The sequence below is a fragment of the Mycobacteroides sp. LB1 genome (genome assembly GCF_013449725.1).
Classification (GTDB): Bacteria; Actinomycetota; Actinomycetes; order Mycobacteriales; family Mycobacteriaceae; genus Mycobacterium.
Genome location: NZ_JACCFF010000003.1, coordinates 308,045 through 321,097 on the forward strand (window position 1 = coordinate 308,045; position 13,053 = coordinate 321,097).

Annotated in this window: 13 protein-coding genes; 4 read left to right on the plus strand and 9 right to left on the minus strand. The window is 65.0% G+C overall.

Features of this window, described 5'->3' with window-relative positions:
- Positions 1 to 31: 31 nt before the first annotated feature.
- A complete protein-coding gene (locus tag MLB1_RS15175) occupies positions 32 to 1,024 on the plus strand; it encodes a stage II sporulation protein M (RefSeq protein ID WP_180750652.1) in 993 nt (330 codons plus the stop codon).
- A gap of 20 nt (positions 1,025 to 1,044) precedes the next feature.
- Here MLB1_RS15175 and MLB1_RS15180 read toward each other — a convergent pair whose 3' ends face one another.
- From MLB1_RS15180 to MLB1_RS15200, 5 genes are read right to left on the minus strand one after another with little or no spacing between them, the layout of a single operon-like run.
- The gene (locus MLB1_RS15180) at positions 1,045 to 2,394 is read right to left on the minus strand and encodes a DUF58 domain-containing protein (protein WP_180750653.1); all 1,350 of its coding nucleotides are present in this window, start codon (positions 2,392 to 2,394) and stop codon (positions 1,045 to 1,047) included.
- Positions 2,394 to 3,368, minus strand: a complete 975-nt coding sequence (locus tag MLB1_RS15185; protein ID WP_180750654.1) for a MoxR family ATPase — start codon at positions 3,366 to 3,368, stop codon at positions 2,394 to 2,396. Before MLB1_RS15185 ends, MLB1_RS15180 begins: the two co-directional genes overlap by 1 nt.
- Positions 3,365 to 4,504, minus strand: coding sequence for a DUF4350 domain-containing protein (locus MLB1_RS15190; protein ID WP_180750655.1), 1,140 nt, complete (start codon positions 4,502 to 4,504; stop codon positions 3,365 to 3,367). The genes MLB1_RS15185 and MLB1_RS15190 overlap by 4 nt, the downstream gene beginning before the upstream one ends.
- Positions 4,501 to 5,148 carry a DUF4129 domain-containing protein gene (locus tag MLB1_RS15195; protein WP_180750656.1) on the minus strand — a complete coding sequence of 216 codons (648 nt, stop codon included), beginning with the start codon at positions 5,146 to 5,148 and terminating at the stop codon, positions 4,501 to 4,503. Before MLB1_RS15195 ends, MLB1_RS15190 begins: the two co-directional genes overlap by 4 nt.
- Entirely contained in the window at positions 5,148 to 6,188 is a 1,041-nt protein-coding gene (locus MLB1_RS15200) for a hypothetical protein (RefSeq protein ID WP_180750851.1), read from the minus strand. Before MLB1_RS15200 ends, MLB1_RS15195 begins: the two co-directional genes overlap by 1 nt.
- Before the next feature lie 263 nt (positions 6,189 to 6,451).
- On the opposite strand from MLB1_RS15200, the gene MLB1_RS15205 reads away from it, so the two are divergent.
- The gene (locus tag MLB1_RS15205) at positions 6,452 to 7,147 is read left to right on the plus strand and encodes a class I SAM-dependent methyltransferase (RefSeq protein WP_180750657.1); all 696 of its coding nucleotides are present in this window, start codon (positions 6,452 to 6,454) and stop codon (positions 7,145 to 7,147) included.
- 14 nt (positions 7,148 to 7,161) lie between these two features.
- Here the strand turns inward: MLB1_RS15205 and MLB1_RS15210 are convergent, their stop codons facing one another.
- From MLB1_RS15210 to MLB1_RS15220, 3 genes are all read right to left on the minus strand, one after another.
- Positions 7,162 to 8,499 carry an HNH endonuclease signature motif containing protein gene (locus MLB1_RS15210; protein ID WP_180750658.1) on the minus strand — a complete coding sequence of 446 codons (1,338 nt, stop codon included), beginning with the start codon at positions 8,497 to 8,499 and terminating at the stop codon, positions 7,162 to 7,164.
- Between the two features lie 92 nt (positions 8,500 to 8,591).
- Positions 8,592 to 9,416, minus strand: a complete 825-nt coding sequence (locus MLB1_RS15215; RefSeq protein ID WP_180750659.1) for a 3-methyladenine DNA glycosylase — start codon at positions 9,414 to 9,416, stop codon at positions 8,592 to 8,594.
- A 38-nt stretch (positions 9,417 to 9,454) separates the two neighbouring features.
- Positions 9,455 to 10,042, minus strand: coding sequence for a hypothetical protein (locus MLB1_RS15220; protein ID WP_180750660.1), 588 nt, complete (start codon positions 10,040 to 10,042; stop codon positions 9,455 to 9,457).
- Between the two features lie 271 nt (positions 10,043 to 10,313).
- Between MLB1_RS15220 and MLB1_RS15225 the strand changes: the two genes are divergently transcribed.
- Positions 10,314 to 11,540: an acyltransferase gene (locus MLB1_RS15225; RefSeq protein ID WP_180750661.1), complete on the plus strand. Its 1,227-nt coding sequence runs from the start codon at positions 10,314 to 10,316 to the stop codon at positions 11,538 to 11,540.
- Between the two features lie 71 nt (positions 11,541 to 11,611).
- Positions 11,612 to 12,304, plus strand: a complete 693-nt coding sequence (locus MLB1_RS15230) for a GDSL lipase (protein WP_180750662.1) — start codon at positions 11,612 to 11,614, stop codon at positions 12,302 to 12,304.
- Here MLB1_RS15230 and MLB1_RS15235 read toward each other — a convergent pair.
- Positions 12,301 to 13,017 carry a GNAT family N-acetyltransferase gene (locus tag MLB1_RS15235; RefSeq protein ID WP_180750663.1) on the minus strand — a complete coding sequence of 239 codons (717 nt, stop codon included), beginning with the start codon at positions 13,015 to 13,017 and terminating at the stop codon, positions 12,301 to 12,303. The genes MLB1_RS15230 and MLB1_RS15235 overlap by 4 nt on opposite strands.
- Between the last annotated feature and the right edge of the window lie 36 nt (positions 13,018 to 13,053).

A 13,053-nucleotide genomic window follows, 5' to 3' on the forward strand; every position in this document is an offset into this window, starting at 1 on the left:
GCAAGCGGCTCATCCATCTAGTATTTGCCAGATGGACGTGGACGCATTCGTCGCCACCCACCGGGGGACGTGGGACCGGCTGGACGAGCTGCTCAAGCGCAGGCGGCGCCTGAACGGGTCAGAGATCGATGAGCTGGTCGAGCTGTATCAGAAGGTGTCGACACATCTGTCCACCGTGCGATCGGCGTCGGGGGATCCGGCTCTGGTTGGGCGGCTGTCGACCGTGGTTGCCCGGGCGCGATCCGCGGTGACTGGTGAGAGTGCCCCGCTGTGGCGCCACTTCATCCGTTTCTGGACGGTGTCCTTTCCGGTGGTCGCTTACCGCAGCTGGCGTTGGTGGCTCGGCGCGGCGGTCGGGTCGATGGTGGTGGCGGTAGCCGTCGGTATCTGGGTGGTGCATTCACCCGAGCTGCAGTCGGTCATCGGGACTCCTGACGAGATCAAGCAGCTCGTCAACGAGGACTTCGAGAATTACTACAGCGAGCACCCGGCGGCCTCGTTTGCGCTGCAGGTGTGGCTCAACAACTCATGGGTGGCGGCGCAATGCGTCATCTTCGCGGTGCTGCTGGGCATCCCGATCCCGTACGTATTGTTCATGAACGCGGCGAATGTGGGCCTGGCCGGTGGGTTGATGGTGGCCGCGGGCCGCGGAGACGTGTTCTTCGGCCTGATCCTGCCGCACGGCCTGCTGGAACTCACCGCCGTCTTCCTTGCTGCGGCGGCCGGAATGCGCTTGGGGTGGAAGGTGATTGATCCCGGCGACCGGCCACGCGGACAGGTGCTTGCCGAACAGGGTCGTGCCGTCATGTCCGTGGCGGGAGGGCTGGTCGCGGTGCTACTGGTGAGCGGTCTCATCGAGGCGTTGGTCACCCCGTCGTCGTTACCGACGTTCGCGCGCATCGGAATCGGCGTAACCACGGAGGCACTGTTCTTGGCGTATATCGTGATCCTCGGGCGACGGGGAGTGGCCGCCAACGAAACCGGCGATATCGAGAACGCTCCGGACTACGCGCCGGCTTCCTAGTGCCACAGGCCTCCTGAGCCCTACAGGCGGCCGGACGCTTTCAATGCCAGATACCGGTCGGCAAGCGCCGGGGCGATCTCGTCGGGCGGAGCATCGACAACCTCGACCCCCTGGCGGCGTAACAGCGTGACGATACGGCGGCGTTCCCCTCGGGTTCGTTCCGCGGCTGCAGCGTCGTAAACCTGCTCGACGTCGAATGACCGTATTTCCCCCGGTCCCGTGCTGCTCCCGGGTCTCACCATGTCCTCGACGCGGGGATCGCTGACGGCGGCCACCAGCAGATGGTGATGACTGGTCAGCTGAGGAAGCAGCGGCAGGAGGCCCTCCTCCAGTGCCGTCGGGTTCAGATCGGTGAGGAGCACGATTAGGGAACGATGACGGGACCTGCGGCGGATGGTCGCCACGAGATCGCGTGCATCGGACTCGATGAGTGAGGGCTCCAGGGGCGCCATCGCATTGACCACTAGCTGAAGTAGCTCGTTGCGCGATGCGCCCGATACCTGGGAGCGCACGGTGCGGTCGTGGGCCAGGAAGTCCACGCGGTCACCGGCGCGAGATGCCAATGCCACCAACAGCAATGCGGCGTCCATCGACCAGTCCAGCCGCGGCCAGCCGGACGGATCGCCCGATGTGGGATCGACCCCGATACGCCCCGCCGACGTGCGGCCGGTGTCCAGGACGACGAGAATCCGGCGGTCACGTTCGGGGCGCCAGGTGCGAACCACCACATCGTTGCGCCGCGCCGACGCGCGCCAGTCGATGGACCGAACATCGTCGCCGACGACATATTCACGCAGAGAGTCGAATTCGGTACCTTGGCCGCGGATCAGAACCGGGATGGCGCCCTCGAGCTCGCGCAGCTTGGCCAGTCTGGATGGCAGATGCTTGCGGCTCAGGAAGGGGGGCAGCACCCGTAGCTGCCATGACACGTCATGGCGTCCCTGTCGTCCGGCCATCCCCAGTGGTCCGACCGTGCGTACCGTGACCGTCGCGGGTCTGTGGTCGCCACGTCGTAGCGGACGCAGCGCGGTGACGACCCGGGCACGTTCGCCGGTACGCAGATTCAACGGGTGTGCGCGCGGCGTGGCACGCATGCTCGGTGCCCAACTGTCGCGGACCCAACCGCGGACCCGGCGGCCAGGATTCTGGATCTTCAGCGCGATATCCGCGGATTCGCCGAGCCGGATGGAGTCAGGCCCCGACCGAGTGAAGGTGAGCCGGCGTGGACTGGCAGCGGCGAGGATATCGATGACAACCAACGCCACCAGCGCCAGCAGTAAGAACCAGAACAATCGAACCGGCCACGGCGACACCAGAATCAGCAGCGCACCCAGCAGCGCCACCAATCCCGAGCGTCCGGTGAGAATCACTACCGCGGCACCGGAACCGTGACGAGGATGCCGTCTAGAACACGGTCGGCGGTAGCGCCTTCCAGCTCTGCCTCCGGGCGCAATCCGATGCGATGCCGCAGGGTCGGTCGGGCCATTGCCTTGACGTCGTCAGGGGTGACGTAGTTGCGGCCGGAAAGCCACGCCCATGCGCGTGACGTCGCCAGCAGTGCCGTCGCCGCGCGGGGCGATGCACCGAGCTGCAACGACGGCGACTGGCGGGTGGCACGGATGACGTCGACCACATAGGCGAGTACCTCGGGGGCTATCAGCACTTGGCCCACCGCGGCACGGCCCGCCTCCAGATCTGCGGCCGAGGCCACCGGCCTCACATGCGACAGGTTCCGTGGATCGAAGCCTTGTGCGTGCCGCTCCAGGATGGCGATCTCTTGATCCCTTTCCGGCAGGGACACATTGAGCTTCATCAGGAATCGGTCGAGCTGCGCCTCGGGCAGCTGGTAGGTGCCCTCATACTCGATAGGGTTCTGGGTCGCGGCCACGATGAACGGATCCGGCAGTGGGCGCGCAGTGCCGTCGACGGTCACCTGACGTTCCTCCATGGCCTCCAGCAGTGCCGCCTGGGTTTTCGGCGGCGTGCGGTTGATCTCATCGGCCAGAAGCAGATTCGTGAACACGGGACCGGCGCGGAACTCGAATGCCGCGGTGCGCGCGTCGTAGACCAGCGACCCAGTCACATCGCCGGGCATGAGGTCGGGGGTGAACTGCACACGTTTGAAATCGAGGGACAGCGCTGCCGAGAGTGTGCGAACCAAAAGGGTTTTCGCAACACCGGGCACGCCTTCCAGGAGCACGTGTCCGCGGCACAACAGCGCGACGACTAGACCGCTGACCACCGAGTCCTGTCCGACGACCACGGTGGCGATTTGCTGACGCAATGCGGCGAGGGCGTTGCGTGCGGTGTCCTCGGAATCTCCGGTGGAAGTTGCGTGTGTCACGAGTCGCGGACCTGCCTTTCGATAATGTCGAGCTGCTGGACGAGTGCGGTGAGCTGTTGGTCGTCCGACGGGACGGGACCGAACAGCACATGGTGAATCTCCGTGGGATTGCGGCCGATTCGTTGCGAAATGGTGTTGGTGACGACCTGCGGTGACTCGTCGACCGGGAGACCTAGGCAGTGCACGACTCGGTACCGCGCCGCTTCGCGCAGGGATTCGGAGGCGAGGTCTCGAGCGCGGCGCGACCGGTACAGTCGTCCGCGCCCCTCCGTGGTTTCGGACGCCCGCACGACCACCGGAAGCTTCTCGGCGACAACGGGACCCAGACGACGGCCTCGCCATATGGCCAGCAGCAACACGACGATGCACAACTGCCAGACAGCCATACTGACTTGGTCGGGAATCAGGTCCCCCATGGATTTCGGTTGGGCGCTGCTTCCCACCTTGGGTTTTTCGGGCACATACCAGACCAGGTGGGTGGATCGCCCTGCCAGATTCATGGCCAGAGCCGCATTCCCCTGTTTGGCCAGTTGCAGGTTGGTCAGCGGGGTCTCATCGCTCAGCACAGTGATGGTCCGGTTGCCATCTTGATATCGCACCAGCGTGCCCCCGTAGCAGCTGGTTTGGCCCGGGCCGGGGTTGGTGAAGGTGTATGTGGGGCCGATGAATGTCTGAATCGCACCGGCTTGCCGGGCTTCCCGTAGATCACAGTTCGGTTCGACGATCTCGTCGCCTTGATACGAGGTGATGCGTACCTGCGAGGCCAGCCGCTCTCGGGTGTCGGAATAGGGCGTCAGCAGCAGGCGATCTCCCGGAAGCTCGGCGAGGGCATCCAGTATCTCGTCGGAGATGTTCCCGTTGTCCAGCACCATAAGTTGGCTGGCGGGGCGCGTGGCCGCGCGGACCTCGTCAATGGTGGTGGCGCGTGTGACGGTGACTCCGCGGTCGTGAAGCAGTTGGGCAAGCGCGTGCCCGCCGCGCTGTGTGACGGCCTCCGGGTCGAGATAACCCTCGGGCCGAGGCGATTTGGTGACGAGTAGGGCGGTGACGACGATGCCGGCCAACGCGGCCAATATCCACGCCCAGGTCCGCCAGCGGTCTCGGAGGCGCGGTGATGTCGCGGTGCTGGTGGTCACCGCACCGTCTCCCAACCTGTCGTCCTCACGCCGGGTTCCGCGGATGTCTCGAGGATCGGAGCGTCGCGGATGCGGTCGTCCAGGTCGGCGATCTTGCGGTACGACTGCTCGGTACCCGGTCGATCGCCGTAGCTCACGTCGTTGAAGACTTCCGCACTCGACCGGAATTCCTGTGTAAGCGAAGGTAGTTCACGCCCCGCAGCGGCGGCGAGCTCATTGGCGGTCCGCCCCGGCACCGGAGTAAGAATCGTGCATTCTTCGAGCTGACGTGCCACGGCACGCAACCGGTGCCGAATGGCTGAGGACCAATCACCCTGGGATGCAGCAAGTTCCGCGGCTGCGCGGTGCTCTGCCGCGGTGAGCTCGCCAGATTCGAAGAGGCCGAAATCGGCACCCTTGGTCCGGACCGACCTGCGGGCGATGCGGACCAGCAGCACCACGGCGGCGATCACGATGAGTGTGGTCATCAGGATGGTGAACCAGCCGCCGGGAAGCTCGCTGGCCCGGAACTCCAAGTAGTCCAGGTGCTCAATGATCCAATTGATCAGACGGTCGGGCGGCGAGAGATGTTCGTAGATCGGTTTGGCGAGTTCACGTTGGGCCGCCTCGGCCGCCGCTTCACGGTCGATGTCGACGGCCGCCATTACACCTGGACCGGGGGATATGCGGGCAGCCACAAGGCATCGGGATCGATGCCCGGCTGTCCGAGGCGTTCCCGTGTTCTGGTCTCGGTCTGCAGGACCAGATCGAATGCCTCGGTGCGCATCCGCTGATCGGTATAGAGCAGCACGTTCACTGCGGCGTTGAACGGGAGCGTGATGATCTGAGCGATGATGACGCCGACAGTTGTTAGCGCCAGGCCCATGATCATCGTCGTACTGCTGGTGTGCGAGGTGCCCATGCCCATGGCGACCTGTCCGGCAATGCTGAAGGGCATTCCCAGGATGCCTGCCACGATGCCGACGATGATTGATGTGAGCAACAGGATGCCCAGTAGGCGCCAGTAGCCCTTACGCACCAACGACATCGACCGGATCAGTGCGCCGAAGACGTTCTGGCGCTCCAGGATCAGCACCGGTGAGGCGAGGGCGAACACGGGGATCAGATAGAAGTACAGCGCCAGGACGCCGAACCCGAGTGCGAGGCCGGCCGGTACCGCCCCTAGTGGGCCGACGGTGAGTGCAAGCCCGACGACGCCGGCGATGCCGACCGCGAGGGGCAGGGCCAGTAGTAGGCCCGAGACGAATGCCAGCCCGATGAGGGCCCATATGCGTGGTTTGGCACGCTGCCATGCTGCCGCGGGGGTGGTGTGTTCGCCGAAAACCGAGCGCCCGACGGTGACCGTCAGCATGCCGCTGAGCACGATGGTGACCAGCATGGTGATCACGTAGCCGATGAATGCCCCGCCGAAGTATCCGATCCCGAATGCGGCGGCAAATGCGTCGTCACGGTTCGCGTCGAAGCCGGCGGCACCGCCGAGCAGCCCGACGATGGGGCCTGCCTGCAACGCGAAGGTCAACAGCTGGCTGAGGACGACGACGAATGCTGTGAGGCCGATGGTTGCCTTGGGGTTGGCCCGGATGGCGGCGACCGCTCCATTGTACAGGGCGGACAGGTCCAGGGGCCGCAACGGGATGACACCCGGCTTCAACGCGGGGGGTTCGGGCCGCACCCAGTAAGGCACGGGGGCCGGACTCGGGTAACCGGGAGGCGGGGATGGGTAGCCACCTCCCGGCGATGGGTAGCCGTACGCCGGTGGAGAGGGATAGCCATAGCCGGGGGGAGGGTAGGCCGGCGGGGGTCCCGGGGGTAGCGGAAACGGGCTGACGCCCCCCTCGTCGTTGCTCATTTCTCCATTTTGGCGGTTGGGGAGGTTTCTGGCAATTGCCTTCCGATTTACATGTCAGTGTCCTTGACATATGTCAAGCGGATTGACATTCTGAAGGTATGACTGAGAACATCGCTACAGAGGAATTCGATCTCGCGTTTGAGGCCGCGTATCGCGGCGAGCGTCCCGACGGGTTGGGTGTCCGGCCGCCGTGGAGCATCGGTGAACCGCAGCCCGAGATCGCGACGCTGATTGCGGAGGGCAAGGTGCGCGGTGAGGTGCTCGACGCCGGTTGTGGCGAGGCGGCGACCTCGCTGTATCTCGCGGAGGTGGGGCACACCACCGTCGGGCTCGACTCCGCACCCAAGGCCATCGAGTTGGCGAAAGGCTATGCGGCCGAACGCGGCCTGACGAATGCCAGTTTCGCGGTTGCCGATATCTCGGCGTTCACCGGGTATGACGGGCGCTTTGACACCATTATCGATTCAACGCTGTTCCACTCGATGCCCGCCGAACTGCGCGAGGGCTACCAGCGTTCGATCGTCCGGGCCGCCGCGCCAGGGGCGCGGTACTACGTCCTGGTCTTCGATCGCGCCGCGTTCCCGGCGGAATCGCCCGTCAACGCCGTGACCGAAAACGAACTGCGGGACGTGGTTTCGAAATACTGGGCCATTGATGAGATCCGCCCGGCGAAGATCTACGGGAACTTCCGCGGATTCGAACCGGGCGTGGCGCAGGGCTTCGCCAAGCATCAGGTCGAGCCCGACGGCCGGTCATCGGTTGCGGCGTGGTTGCTTTCGGCGCACCTGGGGTAGACCTTGGGCGCTCGTCACCACCCCCTGTCCCGGACGAACCGCTCGGGGTGGTGATAGTCATTGGTGCGGGACTGGCCCGTGTCCAGGTGCGGCGGCGGAATCCACTCGGTGAATCCATTGCTGCGACGTTTTCGGGTGATCCAGCCCTGTTGAAGCAGCCGATGGTGCGGGCCGCACGCGAAGGTGAGGTTGTCGATGTCGGTGGGTCCGTCGCCGCACCATTCGTCGACGTGATGCACCTGGCAGAGATACCCGGGCACCGTGCAGCCCGGCGCCGAGCAACCGCGATCCTTGGCGTGCAAGACGATTCGCTGATCGGGGGTGGCGATCCGTTTGGAACGTCCCAGGTACAGCGGGCGTGCGCCAGCGTCATCGAACACCGCGAGATAGTGGTGCGCATGTGCAGCCATGCGGATTAGGTCGGGGATGGGCAGCAGGTTGCCGCCACCCAATACCGCACGGCCGGAGGCGCTCTGCAGTTCCTTCAACGTCGTCGAGACCACCACGGTGACAGGCAGTCCATGGTGGGAGCCCAGTCCACCCGAAGCCAGGGTGCTACGCAGGCAGGCTCGCAGTGCATCGTGGTTGCGCTGGGGAGTGGTTCGGGTGTCGCGCTCCGCAGCAGCCGGGTCGGGCGCATCCCCTGTGCCGGGAGATTCGTCGGCGGGGTTACACATGCCCGGTGCCGCCAACTTGCTGAGTACCGCATCGAGGTAGGCCCGGGTTTCCGGATCCAGCAGGCCGCTGACGGGGCTCATGCCGTCGGCTCCTTGGCGTCCGATCGATATCCCGCGCCTGCGGGCACGGTCCACGTCGGAGAATCGGCCATCGGGATTGATCAGAGCCGCGATCCGATCGGCGCCGCCCCGGAGTTGTTCGGGGCCAAACTCGGTTCCCATCGATGCCAGGCGCTCCTCCGCGACTGCGCGGGTATCGGCGTCGACAGCGTCGGGCAACACGTCGAAGAACCTGCGGATGATCCGCACGTGCTCGTCGCCGAGACGGCCTTCTCGCAAGGCGAGCGCGGTGTGCGGAAGTTGGGGCTCCAGCGGCTCGCCGGTGATTGCGCGCCGCGGGCCGAGATGCGCGGCGTCGGCCAGGCGGCGGCGGGCGGCAGCGGTGCTAATCGACAGGCGCCGCGCCACTACGTCGGCGAATGATGTGCCGCCCAGCTCGACCGGCGACCCGCGTGCGACGAGCCGGGCCAGCAGAGTATGCGAGGCGGCAGTGGCCCGGCGCTCCGCAATCTCTAATTGTGCCAGGGCCGAGAGCAAGTCGGGACTGTTGAGCTCGTCAAACGACGACTCGGCCACCGCTGCGGCGGCCGACGTCAGGTCGTCGATCAAACTCATGCCTGAAGGCTATTGACGACAACTGACAATCAGAAGGGGTTATCCACAACCCCGTGGCCATCCACAATCTCGACGAAGCCGCTTGTCAGACGTTAGAAGTCGCGGTAGTCGCGTACCGGCATCCGGGACCCGCGCCGCACTGGTTTCGGGGCCACGAGTTCGATGAGCCGAATGACGCGATAGCGTTGCCCGGCATAGGGTTCCAGAAGTTCCAGCATCCCGGCATCGTCGACCTTCTGGCCCGTCAACGCGAGCCCCACGTGGCCGGCAATGTGGTAGTCGCCAACGGGGACGGCATCAGGATCGCCGAGGGCGCGTATTCGCACCTCCGCCTCGGTCCACGGTCCGATGCCAGGGATTGCGGTCAGGTGCTCTGGTTTGGTTTCTATGTCGGCATGGGCAGCGGTGCGGATGGTGCGCATGCGGACGGGTTCGGCGCCGGATTTGTGCCACTCCCAGGAAGGGATGTCGAGCCATTCCCGTTGGGCCGGTGGAATCTTGGTCTCGTTGAGGTCGGTGCCGAAATGGTTGAGGAGATACCGCCAGGCGCGCCAGGCCTCGGCGCCGGGCACCTTTTGTTCCAGCACGGCCGGGACGAGGGCTTCCCAGACTCGATCGGTGGCGCCCAGTCGTACGCCTGAGGCGCCTTGGATAAGTCTCGTGACGGCATCGTGTTTAGGGGCGAGTGCTTCGGGTTCGTCGTCGGCGCCGAGCAGGCGCGGAAGGTGATCGAGCAGCCATTCGGCGCCATCGTCCCAGGCCTTGGCCTGAACGGTCTTGTTGATGCGTGAAATCGTCAGCACCCCAGGGCCATCCGGGGTATGCGAGCCGCGGGTAATGGCTCCGCCCGGGGACACCCGGTAGGCAGGATCACTCGATCCGCGGCGGTGGATGCCGAGGGTTCGCCGAATATCCAACGGCCACGGTGGAATCCACTCGCGGATAAGTGGTGCTGCTACGCCCCCGGGCAGAACTTCCAGCCGCCGGTCTCCTTCTTGAATTCGATGTCGTGTTTGCCCTTGGCATCGGTGATGTGAATGACGGCGGTATCGCCGTCGATATCGAGGCCGGTGATTTTCGAGGGGCCGTTATCCGACTTGGTCAACGAGCTGAGGTCGGGTGCCTTGCCGCTGCCGGCGATGTCTTTGAACGCTTCGCGGTACTTGGCGCAGAAGAAGGTGAGCAACTTCTTGAAGTCATTGGCCTTGGAGGCTTCCGCCATACCGGCGATGGTCTGCTTGATTGCCTTGATGTCCTGCTCGTTGCCGCCGCCGGAGGAGCGTGGTGCATCGATGATCTTGTCGGCGGCCGCCGTTGTCCGCTCGGCGCTGGAGTTGGTCGTCACGAGGCCGAGGACCAGCAGTGCAACCAGGAAGAGGCCGATCGACCCGCCGACGAGTGCCAGCGCCTTCTGCTGCGGAGACATGGGGGGCCGGGGTGGTTTCGGCGTGTAGCCGGGTGGTGGGCCGTACTGGCCGGGCTGTGGGTATCCGGGGAACTGCTGGGGCTGGTATTGGCCCTGGGGGTACTGCGGTTGCGTCATCTGTGTGTCTGTCCTAGCGCGGCTGCGGTCATGGCGTTCTATGCCAGTGTGCCGGATGGAGAGGCGAGAGTGGGGCCATGCTGCCCGGGCGTTTACCGAGGGGTGGATATGTCCGCACACGCGGCATGGCGGCAGTTCCGAGATTCAGGCTTTGGCAGGTTGCGCTGTTAGTCTCCGAAGAACGCCGGAATTGGGCCGCGGGGAGGCGTGCTCGACCGGTTGATCGCAAGGAAGCGCGAAAGAGCTGGTAGCGAGCCTGACGGAGAGAGTTGTGCGCGGCGGAGAGATCAAGGCCTTAACGGGACTTCGCATCATCGCCGCGCTCTGGGTTGTGCTCTTTCACTTCCGCCCGCTGCTGGAGGAATCCGTCCCAGGATTCCGGTCCGCGCTGGCACCCGTCCTCAATTGTGGTGCTCAGGGCGTCGACCTCTTCTTCATTCTCAGCGGCTTCGTGCTCACCTGGAACTATCTCGACCGAATGGGCGACCGCTGGTCCACCCGCGAAACACTGCACTTCCTGTGGCTGCGCCTGGCCCGGGTGTGGCCGGTCTACCTGGTCACCCTGCATCTGGCCGCCCTGTGGCTGATCTTCACCATGCATGTCGGGCACATCCCGCCGGAGCCCGCTGTCACCAGCGGCTTCAACGCGGTCAGCTATGTGCGCCAACTCTTCCTGGTGCAGCTGTGGTTCCAGCCATTCTTCGACGGCTCCAGCTGGGACGGTCCGGCATGGTCGATCAGCGCGGAATGGCTGGCGTACCTACTTTTCGGCGCCCTGATCCTGGTCGTCTTCCGGATGGCCCACGCCACACGTGCCCGCAGCCTCATGATCTTGGCCGTGGTCGCCTCGATGCCGCCGGTGATCATGCTGCTGCTGACGGGCCAGTTCTACACACCGTGGAGCTGGCTCCCGCGCATCGTCATGCAGTTCACCGCGGGCGCACTCGCTTGCGCTGCGGTGAGCCGACTGCGGCTGACTCACCGCGCGCGCCAGGCGGCCGGTTACCTCGCGCTGCTGATGATCATCGTGATCGTCGGCGCTCTCTATTACCTGGACGCCAACCCGATCTCGCATGTCACCGATAGCAGCGGGTTGGTCGACATTCTGTTCGTGCCGCTGGTCATGGCGTTGGCGGTGGGAGTCGGCTCGTTGCCGGTCCTGCTCTCGACACGTGTCATGGTCTACGGCGGGCAGATCTCCTTCGGGCTGTACATGGTGCATGAACTCGTACACACCGCGTGGATCTGGGCCGCCAAGCAATTCGAGCTCGCGCTCCGGGACCCGGGTGGCGGCTGGATCATGCTGGGTCTGCTGGCGCTGGCCGTCGTGCTCGCCATGGCGCTCTACCACTGGGTGGAGGAACCGGGGCGCCGCTGGATGCGCAGCATGATCGGCGTTACCAAGCCCGCGGTCACCGACCACTCCTCTCACAATGGTCACCAACACCTCGCGAGCGCCGACCACGAGCCGGTATCGACCGCCGTAACGCGCCGTTAGTTTCAAACGAATAACGCTGTGCCACAGCCGGGTTTGAGCCCGTAAAATGCTGGGGACAGTGGGAGGTAGCAGTGGTCCGTCTGGCCGCGTTCGTCATCGCATTCGCGTTTCTCTTTGGTGTGGCTGCCCAGCAGCCCGCGCCCGAGCGCCCCTACCGCCTGCTCAACTCCGGTTCAGGTCTGAACCATGTCGCCGTCGTCAGCGATTCGTATACGACCGGCACCAAGGAAGGCGGCCTGGGCGCAAAGTCATGGACGTCATTGGTATGGCGGACGCTGAGCCGTGAAGGGGTCCGCGTCAGCGCCGACGTCGCCGCCGAGGGCCGGGCCGGATACGGCGTGCGTGGCGACCACGGCAGTGTCTTCTCCGATCTCACCGGCCGGGTGGTACACCCCGAGGATGAGCTGGTGGTGTTCTTCGGATCGCGCAATGACCAAGGCGTCGACCCGGACGTGTACGCCGCGGTCACCCGAAGCACGCTGGAGTCGGCGCGCCGCATGGCACCGGCGGCCAAGCTGCTCGTCATCGGCCCGCCGTGGCCGACGGCAGATGTCCCCGATGTCGTGATCCAGCTGCGGGACATCCTGTATGCCGAGGCCCATGCGATCGGCGCAGCCTGGGTGGATCCGCTGGCCGAACGATGGTTCGTCGGGCGACCCGAGCTGATCGGCTACGACGGTGTACATCCCAACGATGCCGGACACGCCTACCTGGCCGACAAGATCGCCCCGCTCATCGCTACCCGGTTGACCCGTCGGCTCTAGTCAGCGATCACATCCAGGGTGCCGAACAGGGTGAGTCCGGCGGCGGGAGCCAGTGCGCTGGACGCCGCGTTGGTCACCTGGCACCGATACTGCGGCTCGTAACCCTGTGCGCACGCGTATCGGAATGCGGCACGCACCAGTCCTCGTGCGTGCCCCTTGCCGCGGAAGATCGGCAGCGTCAGCACCCCGAGATCCATGATCGCCGCGTCCTCCCATTGATAGATGCTGGAGACCGCGACCAGACGGCCATTGTCGAAGGAGCCGAACACCGCCCAGTGGTCCAGTTCCACCTGGGCATTATCCAAATCCTGTGCTGACGCAGCCGATCCGAAGGCCGTGAAGATGGCCTTGTCATCTGCCGTCAGCCGACGGATGTCTCCGGTGGAGGCCTCGGTGACCAAGGCTTTCCGCGCGGAATCGGTGAAATAAAACAGGTTGTCCGCACCGTGCATCGCGATACCGGCCTTATCGAGACCGGTCCAGAAATCGGATTCCGAAATATCCTGGGCACCATTGATTCCGGCGCGTTCGGCAAGCTCAGGGACAAGGGTGACGCTGGTCTTCCCATCGGCCGTCTGAAGCACCATCAGCTGACGGTCCTCGTCGAGGGCGGGGTAGACGGCCAGTTGGAAGGTGTCACCGCGGTGTAGGACGGTGCCCCGACCGATGTAGCTGCGCCAGAAATCGGTGATGATCGGGGAGAAGTCAGACATCGGCTCTATCTTGTTTAAGGTAATCGGTTATGGCAC